The following is a 14,917-nucleotide window of genomic DNA, read 5'->3' as shown; positions in this document are numbered from 1 at the left end:
GCGGCCCTGAGGAGAGATGCAGATGCCAGCGATCGCGATCGTCGGAGCCCAGTGGGGCGACGAGGGCAAGGGCAAGGCCACCGACCTGCTGGGCGGGCGAGTGGACTACGTCGTCAAGCCGAACGGCGGCAACAACGCCGGGCACACCGTCGTCGTCAACGGGGAGAAGTTCGAGCTCAAGCTGCTGCCCGCCGGCATCCTCTCGCCCAACGCGACGCCCGTGATCGGCAACGGCGTGGTGGTGAACCTGGAGGCGCTGTTCGAGGAGATCGACGGGCTCGAGTCCCGCGGCCACTCGTGCGAGCACCTGAAGATCTCCGCCAACGCCCACCTCGTGGCGCCGTACCACCAGACCATGGACAAGGTGACCGAGCGGTTCCTGGGCAAGCGCGCGATCGGCACCACCGGTCGCGGCATCGGGCCCGCCTACATGGACAAGGTGGCCCGCCTGGGCATCCGCGTGCAGGACATCTTCGACGAGTCGATCCTGCGCCAGAAGATCGAGGGCGCCCTGCGGCAGAAGAACGAGCTGCTGGTGAAGCTCTACAACCGCCGCGCCGTCACCGTGGACGAGATCGCCGAGTACTTCCTGGGCTACGCGGACCGCCTGCGCCCCATGGTCGTGGACTCCGTGAACCTGCTCAACGACGCCCTGGACGAGGGCAAGGTGGTGCTCATGGAGGGCGGCCAGGCCACCTACCTGGACGTGGACCACGGCACCTACCCGTTCGTGACCTCGTCCAACCCGACCGCCGGCGGCGCGGCCGTGGGCGCGGGCATCGGCCCCACCCGCTTCTCCCGGACCATCGGCATCGTGAAGGCCTACACCACGCGCGTCGGCGCCGGCCCGTTCCCCACGGAGCTCTTCGACGAGATGGGCGAGCAGCTGCGCACCACCGGCGGCGAGTTCGGCGTGAACACCGGCCGCCCGCGGCGCACCGGCTGGTACGACGCCGTCATGGCCCACTACGCCGCGCGGATCAACGGCTTCACGGACTACTTCCTCACCAAGCTGGACGTGCTCACCGGCATCGAGAAGATCCCGGTGTGCGTGGCCTACGAGGTGGACGGCGTGCGCCACGACCGCATGCCCATTACCCAGACCGAGTTCCACCACGCGAAGCCGGTCTACGAGCACTTCGACGGGTGGACTGAGCACATCTCGGGCGCCCGCGCGTTCACGGATCTGCCGCTGAACGCCCAGCGCTACGTGGAGGCCCTCGAGAAGCTCTCCGGCTGCCGGATCTCCGCGATCGGCGTGGGCCCGGGCCGCGACCAGGTGGTCCAGGTCCGGGACCTCATCGAGGACTGACCCGGCCCGCCGCCCCGGCCCGGCCCGCCCTGGCCTGCACTTTCGAACGTGAAAGAGGGCGAATGGGCGCTTTCGAACGTGAGATAGGCCCTATCTCACGTTCGAAAGCGCCCGGGGGTCCGCCGGTCAGTCGGCCAGGCGGCCCGTCGTCGGGAAGCGGTCCCACACGCGGTGCGCGGGCAGGAGCTGCTTCAGCGCCGCCACGGCGGCCGCGCCGTCCGCCGCGGACTCGACGCCCTTGCCGGACACCTGGGCGGCCGCGAGGACGGCCTCCGCCGGCTCGAGGGCGAGGATCGCCTTGGAGTGGCGCCACATCTCCTGCAGCACCTTGATGACGCGCGGGTCCACCGCCTCGGGGTCGGCGGCGCCGGCCTTCTGGTCCAGGCCGGGGGCGGCGTCGGCGGCGGGGGCCGCCGGCGAGGCCACGACCACGGCATCCAACTCGATGGACGCGGCGGTCAGGTAGGTCCGCTGGGCCACGATCTCCCCGGCCACGGGGCCGCCCTTCGGCGCGATGACCAGCGGGACCATGCCCGCACCGTGGATGCCCTGCACGAGGGCGTCCAGCTCCTTCTCGTCCACGGACTCGCCCACCACGACGCCGACCTGACGGCCGTCGAGCGGCCACGCGCCGCCGATCTGGGACAGCACGGGGGAGGGCTGCACGTCGGCCGGGGTCTCGGTCGGCGCGGGAACGGGGATGCCCAGGCCGTCCGCGACCTGCTGGGCCAGTCGCGTGTCGATCGCGGCGAGGTGGGCCAGCTGGCGCTCGCGGATGGTCTGCTCGTAGCACTTGCCGAGCTCGAACGTGTACGCCTGCGCCACGTGCTCGCGCTCCACCTCGGAGAGGGAGAGGAAGAACAGGCGCGCCTGCGAGAAGTGGTCGTCGAAGGACGCGGCGTGCGCGCGCTCCTTCACCGAGGCCGGCAGCGGCTCCGGGTGCTCGATGAACGCGTGGTCGTCCGCGGGGGTTTCGTACGGCAGGCCGCCGTCGAGCGAGTTGGGCCGGTACGGCGCCACGCCGCGATGCACGGCGCTCTGGTGGAAGCCGTCACGCAGCATGTCGTTGACCGGGGCGTGCGGGCGGTTGATGGGCAGCTGGTTCCAGTTCGGCCCGCCGAGGCGGGTGAGCTGCGTGTCCAGGTAGGAGAAGAGGCGGCCCTGCAGGAGTGGGTCGTTGGTGACGTCGATGCCGGGCACGAGGTTGGCCGGGTTGAAGGCCACCTGCTCCGTCTCCGCGAAGTAGTTGGACGGGTTGGCGTTCAGCGTCATGCGGCCGAGGGGCTGCACGGGGGCGAGCTCCTCCGGGACCAGCTTCGTGGGGTCGAGCAGGTCGATGCCCTCGAACATCTGCTCCTCGTTGTCCTCGAACACCTGCACGCCGAGCTCCCACTCGGGGAAGGCGCCGGCCTCGATCGCGTCGGCGAGGTCACGCCGGTGGAAGTCCGGGTCCATGCCGTTGGTGAGCAGCGCCTCCTCCCAGGTCACGGAGTGCACGCCGAGCATCGGCTTCCAGTGGAACTTGACCAGCACGGTGGAACCGTCCGCCGCGATCAGGCGGTAGGTGTGGACGCCGAAGCCCTCCATCATGCGGTAGGAGCGCGGGATGCCGCGGTCGGACATGTTCCACAGGGTGTGGTGCTGGGCCTCGGTGTGCAGGGACACGAAGTCCCAGAACGTGTCGTGCGCGGACTGCGCCTGCGGGATCTCCCGGTCCGGGTGCGGCTTCACCGAGTGCACGACGTCCGGGAACTTGATGGCGTCCTGCACGAAGAACACGGGGATGTTGTTGCCCACCAGATCCCACGTGCCCTCGTCCGTGTAGAACTTGGTGGCGAAGCCGCGGGTGTCGCGGGCCAGGTCCATGGAGCCGCGGGAGCCGGCCACGGTGGAGAAGCGGACGAACACCTCCGTCTCCTTGTCCTTGGCGAAGAGGCCGGCCCGGCTGATCTTCGCGGCGGTGCCGTAGCCGCGGAACACGCCGTGGGCACCGGCGCCGCGGGCGTGGACCACGCGCTCGGGGATGCGCTCGTGGTCGAAGTGGCTGAGCTTCTCCCGCAGGTGGTGGTCCTGGAGCAGGGTGGGGCCGCGGCGGCCGGCCTTGAGCGAGTGGTCCGAGTCCTGCAGGCGCACGCCGTGCGCGGTGGTCAGGTACGGGCAGCCCTGCGCGGCGGTCGCGGGGTCGGCGCCGGTGTCCTGGCCGGTGGGGGAGACCTGGGCCGGACCGCGCTGGTCCGGGGCCGGCACGGCCACGGGCTGGTCCGGGTGGGTGAGGGCGGTGTGCTCCTCGAGGTCGGGGGTGATCGGCCCCGGCGTGCCGGGGATGTCGGGCTGCTGGGTGGTCATCGCGTCTGCTCCTGTGGTGTCGACGTGCCGCGCGGTGCCGCGCGGATCGGGGGGCGGACGACGACGGCGGCCGATGCGGGCCGACGTCGTGCCCGGTCCCCAGCGTGGCGGCTGGCCCCAGCGCTGACCAGGGCTGACGGCCACCGGCAGGGGCCTGGCTACCCTGGGGGCATGAGGATCAGCGTCGGACAGTTCGGGCCCGTGGGCGACGTCGAGGCGAACCTGGCCGTGATGGCCCGCCTCGCCGCCCGTGCCGCGGGCGAGGGGGCGGACCTCCTGGTGCTGCCCGAGGAGGCCATGCTCGGGGCCCGCGAGGTGGGGGAGCAGTTCCCCGACGCCGTCGCCACGGCCTGGGAGCCGTTCGCCGCGGGCCTGGCCGCGCTGGCGCGTGAGCACGGGATCGCCGTCGTCGCGGGCGGCTACGAGCCGGGACCGGACCGGCGTCCCTACAACACGCTGCTGGCGGTGGGCGCGGACGGCGCCCGGCTGGGCGCGTACCGCAAGCTCCACCTCTACGACGCGTTCGCACACCGCGAGTCGGACCGGATCACCCCCGGCGACGGCGGCATCGCGGCGATCGAGCTCGGCGGGCTCCGCCTGGGCCTGCTCACCTGCTATGACCTGCGCTTCCCCGAGCTGTCCCGGCGTCTCGCGGTGGAGGGGGCGGACGTGCTCGTGATCCCCGCGGCGTGGTTCTCCGGCGAGCACAAGGTGGAGCACTGGCGCACCCTGCTCAAGGCCCGCGCGGTGGAGAACACGGTGTGGGTGGCCGCGGCGGACACGTGCTCGGACGGCACCGTGGGCCACTCGATGATCGTGGACCCGCTGGCGCTGCCCGTCGCCGAGCTCGCCGACGAGCGGGAGGCCGTGGCGACCGCGGAGGTCACCCGCGAGCGGATCGACGAGGTCAGGGAGTTCCTCCCCTCGCTCGCCAACCGCCGCACCGACGTCCTCTGAGCCGCCCCCGCCAGGCGGACGGGTCACCATTACCCCCTGGGGCTGGGAAAAGCCTAAAATCACGTCAGACGTGCAACCAGACGTGCAACCAGACGGGCGCCCTGGCGCCCGGAACGCGCCCCGCCCGGGGCGGGACGGGAGATCAGAGATGACCATCAACGCCGACGGCAGCCACGCCGTCCAGCCCCACACCGCGAACGCCCACACCACCCCGGCCCGCCCCGTGCGCCACGCCGTGGTGGAGGAGGAGGTGCTCGAGCCGCTGCGCCCGGTGGACGGCTGGGGCTTCACCAACCGCGTCATCCTCGTCTCGGTGCTCGTCGTGATCATCGGCAACGTCGTGCGCGTGCTCACCGGCGGCCTGGGTGATCCCAACGGCTCCGTGGCGCTGGGCGAGACCGGCCACGGCTGGGTCGTGCTGGTGCAGTCGTTCATGTTCGGCCTGGTGGGCGGCGCCCTGGCGGGCGCGGCCGGGTACCTGGTCGTGCTGCTGATGGGCGGGGCCGCCCGCTCCGTCGTGCGCTACGTGGTCGGTGGCGTGGTCGGTGGCTTCCTCGGTGCCGTGGGCCTGTTCGCGGTGTTCTCCAACACCGTCCTCTACGGGTCGGGCGTGCACCTGTTCTGGATGCTGCCGGTGGCCGGCCTGCTCGGCGGCCTCTGGGCGGGTCTCGTCTCCTCCCGCCGCTGATCCCGGACCCGGCGCCTCGGGCGCCGGGCACAGAGAAAGGCCCCGGTTCCGGCTCTCGCCGGGCCCGGGGCCTTCTCCGTCATCACTCGCACCTTCGATGAGGTGGCTTCAGCCTACGAACGCGCCTTGGGCTTTCCAGGGGAGTCGGCTGGGCGTTCCCTGGGAGTGTCGGCCGCCCCGAGCAGGTGCGCCAGCTCGTGGGTGGCGGCGACGAGGGCCGCCCCGCACCGGTCCGCCAGCTCGTCCGTGCAGCGGTAGGCCGGCACGAGCGTGCTGAGCGCCCCGACCACCGTGCCCGCCACGCTGATGGGGGCGGACAGCGAGGTGACGTCCTTCTCCACGGAACGGGTGCGCAGCGTGTAGTCCCCCGCGGCCACGCTGCCGCGCAGGGCGTCGCCCACGGCCGTGCCCGCCAGGGGGACGGTGCGTCCGACCCAGTTCGTGTGGCGGACCGAGTGCGTGCCCTCCACGATCGCCAGGTAGACGGCGGAGTCCGGAGGGGTCGTCACCGAGAGGTAGACGGATTCGCCCGTGGCGGCCACGACGTGGTCCATCGGCCCGCGGGCCAGCTGCACGAGCGAGTCCCGGGAGAAGGCCCGCGCCCCGAGCTGGATGAGGCGCACACCGGGGCGGTAGGCACCGTCGTCGTCGCGGGCCACGAAGCCGGACCCCTCGAGGCTGCGCAGCAGGCGCAGCGCCGTGGACGCCGGCAGGTCCGTGGCGCGGGCGGCCTCGGTCAGGCTCAGTCGGGGCTGCTCGGTGACGGCGGCGAGCAGGTCCAGGGCCCGGTCCACGGTGCGCGTCGAGGCGGTGGGGGTGGTGGTCATGACAGGGAGCGTAACGGGTGCGGGACACGCAGATCGGGCTTGCGCGTGAGCCGAGTCACTGTTTCAATGTTCGGAAAGTGCATGCCGAGCCGTGAAATCACCGGGGCCACCCGTCCCGGCGGCGCACGCACCCCGTCGAGAGGAACTGCCATGGCCGTGGGCTTCACCCAGCACGACCCGTCCCGCACCATCCGCGCCCCGCGCGGCACCGAGCTGTCCGCCAAGTCCTGGCAGACCGAGGCCCCGCTGCGGATGCTCATGAACAACCTGGACCCCGAGGTCGCCGAGCGTCCCGAGGACCTCGTCGTCTACGGCGGCACCGGCCGCGCGGCCCGCTCCTGGGAGGCCTACGACGCCATCGTCGCCACGCTCAAGGACCTCGAGGAGGACGAGACCCTCCTGGTGCAGTCCGGCAAGCCGGTCGGCGTCGTCAAGACCAACGTGTGGGCCCCCCGCGTGCTGATCGCCAACTCCAACCTGGTGGGCGACTGGGCCGACTGGAAGACCTTCCGCGAGCTCGAGGCCGAGGGCCTGATGATGTACGGCCAGATGACCGCCGGCTCGTGGATCTACATCGCCACCCAGGGCATCCTCCAGGGCACCTACGAGACCTTCGCCGCGATCGGCCGCAAGCGCTACGACGGCTCCCTCAAGGGCACCCTCACCCTCACCGGCGGCTGCGGCGGCATGGGCGGCGCCCAGCCCCTGGCCGTCACCCTCAACGGCGGCGTCTGCCTGATCGTGGACGTCTCGGAGGACCGCCTGCGCCGCCGCATGGGCAAGCGCTACCTGGACGAGGTGGAGACGGACATCGACAAGGCCGTCGAGCGCGTCATGCAGGCCAAGCGCGACGGCGAGGCCGTCTCCGTGGGCCTCGTGGGCAATGCCGCCGAGGTGTTCCCCGAGCTGCTCGAGCGCCAGAAGGCCGGCACCGTCGAGATCGACATCGTCACCGACCAGACCTCCGCGCACGACCCGCTGTCCTACCTGCCGATCGAGATCGACGAGAAGGACTGGCACGCCGAGGCCGAGGCCGACCCGGACACCTTCACCAAGAAGGCCCAGGAGTCCATGGCCCGCCAGGTCGAGGCCATGGTCGGCTTCCAGGACATCGGCGCCGAGGTGTTCGACTACGGCAACTCCATCCGCGACGAGGCCCGCAAGGCCGGCTACTCCCGCGCGTTCGAGTTCCCGGGCTTCGTCCCGGCCTACATCCGCCCGCTGTTCTGCGAGGGCCTCGGCCCGTTCCGCTGGGCCGCGCTCTCCGGCGACCCGGAGGACATCCGCGTGACCGACGCGGCGCTGAAGGAGCTGTTCCCCGAGAACGAGCACCTGCACCGCTGGCTCGACGGCGCTGCCGAGTTCGTGGAGTTCGAGGGCCTGCCAGCCCGCATCTGCTGGCTGGGCTACGGCGAGCGCCACAAGGCCGGCCTGCTCTTCAACCAGCTCGTGGCCGAGGGCAAGGTCAAGGCGCCGATCGTGATCGGCCGCGACCACCTCGACTCCGGCTCCGTGGCCTCCCCGTACCGCGAGACCGAGTCCATGCTGGACGGCTCCGACGCGATCGCCGACTGGCCGCTGCTCAACGCGCTGACCGCCACCTCCTCCGGCGCCACCTGGGTGTCGATCCACCACGGCGGCGGCGTCGGCATCGGCCGCTCCATCCACGCCGGTCAGGTCGGCCTGGCCGACGGCACCGAGCTGGCCGCGGCCAAGCTCACCGCCCTGCTGACCAACGACCCCGCCATGGGCGTCTTCCGTCACGTCGACTCGGGTTACTCCCGGGCCGTCGAGGTCGCCGCCGAGCGCGGCGTCCGTGTGCCCATGGAGGCCACGATCCGGGACTGACCCCGGTCACGTCGCCGGACGACGGTGCCACCGCACCGTCGCCGCCCGACGACTTCACCGCCGCGAGCCGGACGGGCGTCCGCCCGTCCGGCTCGCGATCGAAAGGACACCACGATGGACTCGTCCCGCCCCGCAGACCACGAGCTGCACACCGACACCACCGCGATGGCCGCGATCGAGGCCGACGCGCCCCGCCCGCCGGCGCGCTGGCGCATGATCGTCTACTCGGCGATCGGCATCGTCATGTTCTTCGTGCCCGTCACGATCAACGGGGCGAGCTCCATCCCGCTGGACCACCTGGTGACCTGGGTGCGCGGGCTGCTCGGCCCGGCCGACCGCTGGGTGGGCCTGGCCATCATCACCGCCGGCGCCGTGTACCCGTTCGCCTCGGGCCGCTGGCGCACCAGCACCACCCGGACGGTCTTCGCCTTCCTCGCGGTGCTCGGCCTGGTCGCCTCGGCGATGGTCGTGTTCGGCGTGGGCCCGAGCTGGATCCTGGACGAGAGCATCGGCCCGTTCCTGATGGACAAGCTCGTGGTGCCCGTGGGCCTGATCGTGCCCATCGGCGGCGTCTTCCTGGCCCTCGTGATCGGCTACGGCCTCATGGAGTTCGTGGGCGTCTACCTGCGCCCGGCCATGCGGCCGATCTGGCGCGTGCCCGGCCGCGCCGCCGTCGACGCCGTCGCGTCCTTCGTGGGCTCCTACGCCCTGGGCCTGCTGCTGACGAACCGCATGTACACCGGCGGCCGCTACACGGCCCGCGAGGCGGCGATCATCGCCGCCGGCTTCTCCACGGTGTCCGCGACCTTCATGGTGATCGTCGCCAAGACGCTGGGCCTGATGGACATCTGGCTCTGGTACTTCTTCGGCACCCTCCTGGTGACGTTCGTGGTCACGGCCATCACCGTGCGCATCCCGCCGCTGAGCCGCATCCCGGACGAGGTGTACCCCGGCGTGGTGCACTCGCCCGAGCAGGCCGTCACCCGGGACCGCTTCCGCGTGGCCCGTCGCGCCGCCGAGCAGACCCTTGCCGAGGCCCCGTCCCTGCCGAAGAACATCTGGGTCAACTTCCGGGACGGCCTCGTGATAGTGCTCCAGATCCTGCCGTCCATCATGTCCGTGGGCCTGATCGCCCTGGTCCTGGCCACGTACACGCCCGTGTTCGAGTGGATCGGCGTGATCTTCTACCCGCTGTTCTGGGCGTTCGGCTACTCCGACCCCGGCCTGCTGGCCTCGGCCTCTGCCACCTCGATCGCCGAGATGTTCATCCCGGCCACGATGGCGGCCGGCCACGAGGACCTCGTCGCCCGGTTCGTGATCGGCGTCGTCTGCGTCTCCGCGATCATCTTCTTCTCCGCGGTGGTTCCTGCCATCCTGGCCACGGACATCCCCGTGAAGATGTGGCACCTCCTGGTGATCTGGGTCGAGCGCGTGGCGCTCACCATCGTGCTGGCCACGCCGCTGGCCCACCTGGTGGCCGCGCTCGCCTGAGGCCCACCCCACCGCCCCACCTCCCCCGTCCGTCCCGCAGAGAGGCCCCCATGCGCTCCACGCTCATCACCGACATCGCCGAGCTGACCACCGTCGACCCCGAAGGGCGGGTGCTCACGGACGCGGCCGTCGTCGTCGAGGACGAGCGCGTCGCCTGGATCGGCCCCGCCGCGGACGCCCCGGAGGCGGACGACCGGGTGTCCGTCGAGGGCCGCGCCGTGCTGCCCGGCTGGGTGGACTCCCACACGCATCTCGTGTTCGACGGGGACCGCTCCGCCGAGTTCGAGGCCCGCATGGCCGGCGAGTCCTACGCGGCCGGCGGCATCGGCGTGACCACCTCCGCCACCCGCGCCGCCTCGGACGCTCGCCTGGCCGAGCTGGTCCGCGGCCGGGTGGCCGACGCGGTGGCCGGCGGCACCACCTACCTCGAGACCAAGACCGGCTACGGGCTCACCGTGGAGGAGGAGGCGCGCCACGCGCGCCTGCTGGCCGGGCTGCGCGAGGAGGGCCTCGTGGACGAGGTGACCTTCCTCGGCGCCCACCTCGTGCCCCCGGGCCGGGACGTGGAGGACTACCTGGACGACGTCGTCGGGCCGATGCTCGCGGCCGTGCGGGAGCACGTGGGCTGGGTGGACGTGTTCTGCGACACCGGCGCCTTCGACGCCGAGCAGACCCGCCGCGTGCTCGCCGCGGGTGTGGCGGCGGGCCTGGGCGTGCGCCTGCACGGCAACCAGATCGAGCAGGGCCCGGGGGTGGGCGTGGCCGTGGAGTTCGGCGCCGCCTCCGTGGACCACGTCAACCACCTCTCCGACGCGGACGTCGAGGCCCTGGCCGGCACCTGGGCCGACTGGGACCGCGCCTCCGCCACCGGGACGCCCGGCACCGTGGCCGGCTGCCTGCCCGCGTGCGACCTGTCCACCCGCGCCCCGCTGGCGCCCGCGCGTCGTCTGCTCGACGCCGGCATCGAGGTCTCCCTGGCCTCGAACTGCAACCCGGGCACCAGCTACACCACGTCCATGAACTTCAACGTGGGCACCGCCGTGCTGCAGATGCACCTGACCCTCGCCGAAGCCGTGCGCGCCGCCACCCTCGGCGGGGCCCTCGGCCTGCGCGCGCAGGACCGCGTCGGCAGCCTCGAGGTCGGCAAGCGCGCCGACCTGCACGTGCTCGACGCCCCCGCCGCCATCCACCTGGCCTACCGCCCCGGCATGCCGCTGACCCACGCGGTCTGGCGCGCGGGCCGTCGGGCCGTCTGATCGACCCACAGCAAGGAGAACGCATCACCATGACCACCCCTCCCGTCACCGTCACGCTCGGCACGTCCGGGGCCACCCTGGACGACGTCGTCGCCGTGGCCCGCCACGACGCCCGCGTGGTGCTCGCCGACGACGTGCTCGAGACCGTCGGCGCGGTGCGCCGCCACGTCGAGGCGCTGGCCGAGGCCGAGACCCCCACCTACGGCGTCTCCACCGGCTTCGGCGCGCTCGCGGACAAGCACATCCCGCTCGAGTCCCGCGCGCAGCTGCAGAAGTCCCTGATCCGCTCCCACGCCGCCGGCATGGGCCCCGTGGTGGAGCGTGAGGTCGTCCGCGCGCTGATGTTCCTGCGCGCCACCACGCTGGCCTCCGGCCGCACGGGCGTGCGCCCCGTGGTGGTCGAGACCTTCGTGGCCATGCTCAACGCGGGCATCACCCCCGCCGTGCGCGAGTTCGGCTCCCTGGGCTGCTCCGGCGACCTCGCCCCGCTCTCCCACGTGGCCCTGGCGCTGATGGGCGAGGGCGACGTCGTCGGGACGGACGGCGCGCTGCGTCCGGCCGGCGAGGCGCTCGCCGAGGCCGGGATCGAGCCGGTCGAGCTGCGCGAGAAGGAGGGCCTGGCCCTCGTCAACGGCACCGAGGGCATGCTCGGCATGCTGATCATGGCGCTGGCCGACCTCGAGGAGCTCGCCGACACCGTGGACCTCACCGCCGCGATGTCCGTGGAGGCGCTGCTCGGCACCGACCGCGTGTTCGTGCCGGAGCTGCACCTGCCGCTGCGCCCCCACCCGGGCCAGGCGACCTCCGCCGACCGGATGCTGAGGATCCTGGCGGGCTCGCCGATCGTGGCCAGCCACAAGGAGGGCGACTCCCGCGTGCAGGACGCCTACTCGCTGCGCTGCGCCCCGCAGGTGGCCGGCGGCCTGCGCGACACCCTCGCGTACGTGCGCACCGTGGCCGAGCGCGAGCTCGCCGCCACCGTGGACAACCCGGTGGTGCTCGACGACGGCCGGGTGAGCTCGAACGGCAACTTCCACGGGGCGCCCGTGGCGTACGTGCTGGACTTCCTGGCCATCCCGGTGGCCGACGTCGCCAGCATGTCCGAGCGCCGCACCGACCGCATGCTGGACCCGGCCCGCTCGCATGGGCTGCCCGCGTTCCTCGTGGACGACCCGGGCGTGGACTCCGGCATGATGATCGCCCAGTACACGCAGGCCGGGCTCGTCTCGGACATGAAGCGTCTGGCCGTGCCCGCGTCCGTGGACTCCATCCCGTCCTCCGCGATGCAGGAGGACCACGTCTCCATGGGCTGGCACGCCGCCCGCAAGCTGCGCTCGGCCGTGGAGAACTTCCGCCGCGTGCTCGCCGTCGAGCTCGTGGCCGCCGCCCGCGCGATCGAGCTGCGCGCCCCGCTGCAGCCCTCCGCCGCGACCGGTGCCGCCGTCCGCGTGATCCGCGAGGCCGGCGTGCCCGGTCCGGGTCCGGACCAGTACATGGCGCCGCAGCTGGCCGCCGCCGAGCAGGCCCTGCGCGACGGGTCCGTGCTGGCCGCCGTGGCGGAGGCGCTCGCGGGCGTCTCCGCCGACGCCGAGCCGCAGGACCTGGCCGAGGAGTCCGAGGGCGCCGAGGCCGAGGGGCACTGACGCCACAGAGTGGTCAGACGCCACCGAGTGGTCACGACATGCCGCGTGCGTCTGCACGAGACGGCGTGTCGTGACCACTCTGTGTGTGGGCGACCCTTCCGGCTCAGGCCGCCAGGTCCACGTCCTTCGTCTCCTTCATGAACAGGCCGGTCAGGCCGGTGAGGCCGCCGACCACCATGAGGTAGATCGGGAACGCGCTGGTCCATCCCTGCGCCGTCAGCCACGTGATCAGGTACGGTGCCGTGCCGCCGAAGATCGCGGTGGCCAGCGAGAGCATGGTGGCCACGCCCTTGGCGCGCACCGCCGTGGGCAGCACCTCGGACCAGACGGCGCCGTTGACGCCGAACAGCAGCGCCACGGCCAGCAGGGCGATGGTCTGCACGAGCAGGAACGAGGCGAAGGTGCCGTCCAGCATGCCGAACAGCGGGAACGGCAGCACCACGAAGAGCAGGCCGAAGGCGATGACCAGCGGGCGGCGGCCGACCCGGTCGCCCAGCAGGCCCGCCCCGAGGATGGCGACCAGGAAGATCACTTGGGCCACGAGCGAGGCCGAGAGGGTGGTGGACTTGTCCATCTGATGGGCCACCTGCGCGTGCGTGGGCAGGTAGATCAGCCACGTGTAGAACATCAGCGAGCCGCCCGCGGAGACCAGGAAGATCGTCAGCAGGCCGCGCCACACCGCACCCGGCTCCCGGCGGGGAGCGTCGTCGGCGGTGGGCACCACCTGCTGCGCCGCCGTGAAGTGCTCCGACTCCGTCAGGCTCCGTCGCAGGTACAGCGCATACAGGCCCAACACGCCGCCGATGCCGAACGCCACGCGCCAGCCCCAGGACGCCACCTGCTCGGGGGAGAGCAGCGTGTTGATGGCCAGGCCCACGAGCGTCGCCAGGATCGTGCCCACCACCACGGACACCCACGACGTCGCCCCGAACAGCCCGCGCCGGCCCTGCGGCGCCCGCTCCACGAGGTAGGTCACGGAGGTGCCCATCTCGCCTCCGTGCGCCAGGCCCTGCAGCAGGCGGGCGATGACGAGGATCACCGAGGCGAGGACGCCCACCGTGCCGTAGGTGGGGGTGAAGGCGATGATCAGGCTGCCGAGCGCGGTGATCATCATCGCCGCGAAGAGGCTGCGCTTGCGGCCCACCCGGTCCGCGTAGGCGCCGAACACGTAGCCGCCGATGGGGCGGGCGACGAAGCCCACCGCGAAGACGGCCAGGGTGGCGAGCAGCTCGGAGGTGGGGTTGTCCGCGTGGAAGATCTGCGCCGCGAAGACCGGGGCGAAGATCGTGTAGACGTTCCAGTCGTACCACTCCAGCGCGTTGCCGAAGTTCACGGCCAGCATGTCCTTCAGGCTCCGGGGGCGGGCCCCGGGCACGGGAGCGGGCCGGGCCGCACCGGTGGCCGCGGTGCTCATGCCCGCCCCTCGAGGCCGGCCTGGGCATCGCCGTCGGCGCCGGGCACCCGCATCTCGAAGGTCTCCCGCACCACGGTGTAGTCGAAGTAGCCCAGGCGGGCGATCGGCTGGATGCGCGGGATGTCGAGGCGGCCGTCGGCGGTGATGACGTCGTCGTCGATGTGGATGGTGTCCACGTGGGCGAAGACCACGTCGATGGTGCCGACGTTCGAGTCGCCCTTGATGCGGTGCGTCGAGTGGTAGCGGCACTCGAAGCGCACGGGGGACTCGGCGACCATCGGGATGGGGTGGTTGTCCGCGTAGACCTTGGTGACGCCGTGCTCCGCGATGCGGTCCCACTCGCTCTCGCCCGGCTCCAGGGCCATGGCGGAGACGTTGACGGCCTCGCGCAGGTCGTAGGTGGCCATGTTCCACACGAACCAGCCGGTCTGCTCCGCGTTGAGGACGGTGTCCTTGCGGCGTCCGTCCGGGTACTGGTTCGCGGAGAACATCACCATGGGCGGGTCGAAGGTGAGGTTCTGCCACTGGCTGTAGGGGGCGATGTTCTCCATGCCGTCCGTGCTCACGGAGGACAGCCAGCCGATGGGCCGCGGCACCGTGGAGCTCTTGAAGGGGGAGTAGGGCAGGGGGGTGGCCTCGTGCTGCGGGCGGTACTTCATGAGTCCTCCATGTGATGCCGGTAACAGGATGTGGGCCACGCTACGCCGCATATTCGGGATATATCAAGAGGATGCGGGAAGATGACTGCCTAGGTGTTGTGGGTCATGAGGTTCTTGCCACGAGGCGCCGGCTGAGATGAGACGAGTGGGCCTCTCCCGCAGGATGGAAGTTCCTACACCACCGACCTGCCCGAGAAGACCCACTCATGACTCACGCTAACGCACCCCTGACCCCCACCGGCCGTCTCAGGATGGTCCACCGCCACCTGCACGACGGGATCCCGCAGGCACACGTGGCAGCCGAGTTCCGGGTGAGCCGGCCCACGGTGGCCACCTGGGTCGCCCGCTACCGCGCCGAGGGCGAGGCAGGACTGCAAGACCGCTCCTGCCGGCCACGACGCTCTCCCGCCCAGCTCGACCCGGCCCTGGTCACCCAGATCCTCACCCTGCGCCGGGAGTGCAAGTGGTCCGCACGG

The 14,917-nt window shown here is 72.0% G+C and carries 12 protein-coding genes; 8 read left to right on the top strand and 4 right to left on the bottom strand.

The genetic code is table 11. The features are described 5' to 3' along the window. Positions 1–22 precede the first annotated feature (22 nt). Positions 23–1,312, top strand: a complete 1,290-nt coding sequence (locus tag AUV08_RS00855) for an adenylosuccinate synthase (protein ID WP_044658674.1) — start codon at positions 23–25, stop codon at positions 1,310–1,312. Between the two features lie 126 nt (positions 1,313–1,438). Here AUV08_RS00855 and AUV08_RS00850 read toward each other — a convergent pair whose 3' ends face one another. Further along, on the bottom strand, positions 1,439–3,658 hold the full coding sequence (locus AUV08_RS00850) for a catalase (RefSeq protein WP_044658657.1): 2,220 nt from the start codon (positions 3,656–3,658) through the stop codon (positions 1,439–1,441). A gap of 171 nt (positions 3,659–3,829) precedes the next feature. On the opposite strand from AUV08_RS00850, the gene AUV08_RS00845 reads away from it, so the two are divergent. After that, positions 3,830–4,615, top strand: a complete 786-nt coding sequence (locus tag AUV08_RS00845) for a carbon-nitrogen hydrolase family protein (RefSeq protein ID WP_061873047.1) — start codon at positions 3,830–3,832, stop codon at positions 4,613–4,615. A 148-nt stretch (positions 4,616–4,763) separates the two neighbouring features. After that, positions 4,764–5,303 carry a hypothetical protein gene (locus AUV08_RS00840; protein ID WP_044658659.1) on the top strand — a complete coding sequence of 180 codons (540 nt, stop codon included), beginning with the start codon at positions 4,764–4,766 and terminating at the stop codon, positions 5,301–5,303. A gap of 113 nt (positions 5,304–5,416) precedes the next feature. On the opposite strand, the gene AUV08_RS00835 is transcribed toward AUV08_RS00840, so the two are convergent. Next, positions 5,417–6,130, bottom strand: a complete 714-nt coding sequence (locus AUV08_RS00835) for an IclR family transcriptional regulator (RefSeq protein ID WP_044658660.1) — start codon at positions 6,128–6,130, stop codon at positions 5,417–5,419. Positions 6,131–6,280: 150 nt separating this feature from the next. Between AUV08_RS00835 and hutU the strand changes: the two genes are divergently transcribed. From hutU to hutH, 4 genes are all read left to right on the top strand, one after another. Next, positions 6,281–7,978 (top strand): urocanate hydratase, encoded by a 1,698-nt coding sequence (hutU, locus tag AUV08_RS00830; protein ID WP_044658661.1) that lies wholly within the window; start codon positions 6,281–6,283, stop codon positions 7,976–7,978. 114 nt (positions 7,979–8,092) lie between these two features. Then, on the top strand, positions 8,093–9,469 hold the full coding sequence (locus tag AUV08_RS00825; protein WP_082067556.1) for a YjiH family protein: 1,377 nt from the start codon (positions 8,093–8,095) through the stop codon (positions 9,467–9,469). 50 nt (positions 9,470–9,519) lie between these two features. Further along, positions 9,520–10,725: an imidazolonepropionase gene (hutI, locus tag AUV08_RS00820; protein WP_044658662.1), complete on the top strand. Its 1,206-nt coding sequence runs from the start codon at positions 9,520–9,522 to the stop codon at positions 10,723–10,725. A 29-nt stretch (positions 10,726–10,754) separates the two neighbouring features. After that, positions 10,755–12,368 carry a histidine ammonia-lyase gene (gene hutH, locus AUV08_RS00815; RefSeq protein WP_044658663.1) on the top strand — a complete coding sequence of 538 codons (1,614 nt, stop codon included), beginning with the start codon at positions 10,755–10,757 and terminating at the stop codon, positions 12,366–12,368. Positions 12,369–12,471: 103 nt separating this feature from the next. On the opposite strand, the gene AUV08_RS00810 is transcribed toward hutH, so the two are convergent. After that, positions 12,472–13,782, bottom strand: coding sequence for an MFS transporter (locus tag AUV08_RS00810; RefSeq protein ID WP_002857643.1), 1,311 nt, complete (start codon positions 13,780–13,782; stop codon positions 12,472–12,474). After that, on the bottom strand, positions 13,779–14,441 hold the full coding sequence (locus tag AUV08_RS00805) for a flavin reductase family protein (protein WP_002857644.1): 663 nt from the start codon (positions 14,439–14,441) through the stop codon (positions 13,779–13,781). Before AUV08_RS00805 ends, AUV08_RS00810 begins: the two co-directional genes overlap by 4 nt. A 206-nt stretch (positions 14,442–14,647) precedes the next feature. Here AUV08_RS00805 and AUV08_RS00800 point away from each other — a divergent pair. Beyond that, positions 14,648–14,917, top strand: a 270-nt coding sequence (locus tag AUV08_RS00800) for a leucine zipper domain-containing protein (protein ID WP_157571208.1), incomplete at its 3' end; no start/stop codon positions are given.

The organism is Micrococcus sp. CH7 (genome assembly GCF_001595485.1).
Lineage (GTDB): Bacteria > Actinomycetota > Actinomycetes > Actinomycetales > Micrococcaceae > Micrococcus > Micrococcus luteus.
This window is presented reverse-complemented; position numbering and strand designations above follow the sequence as displayed.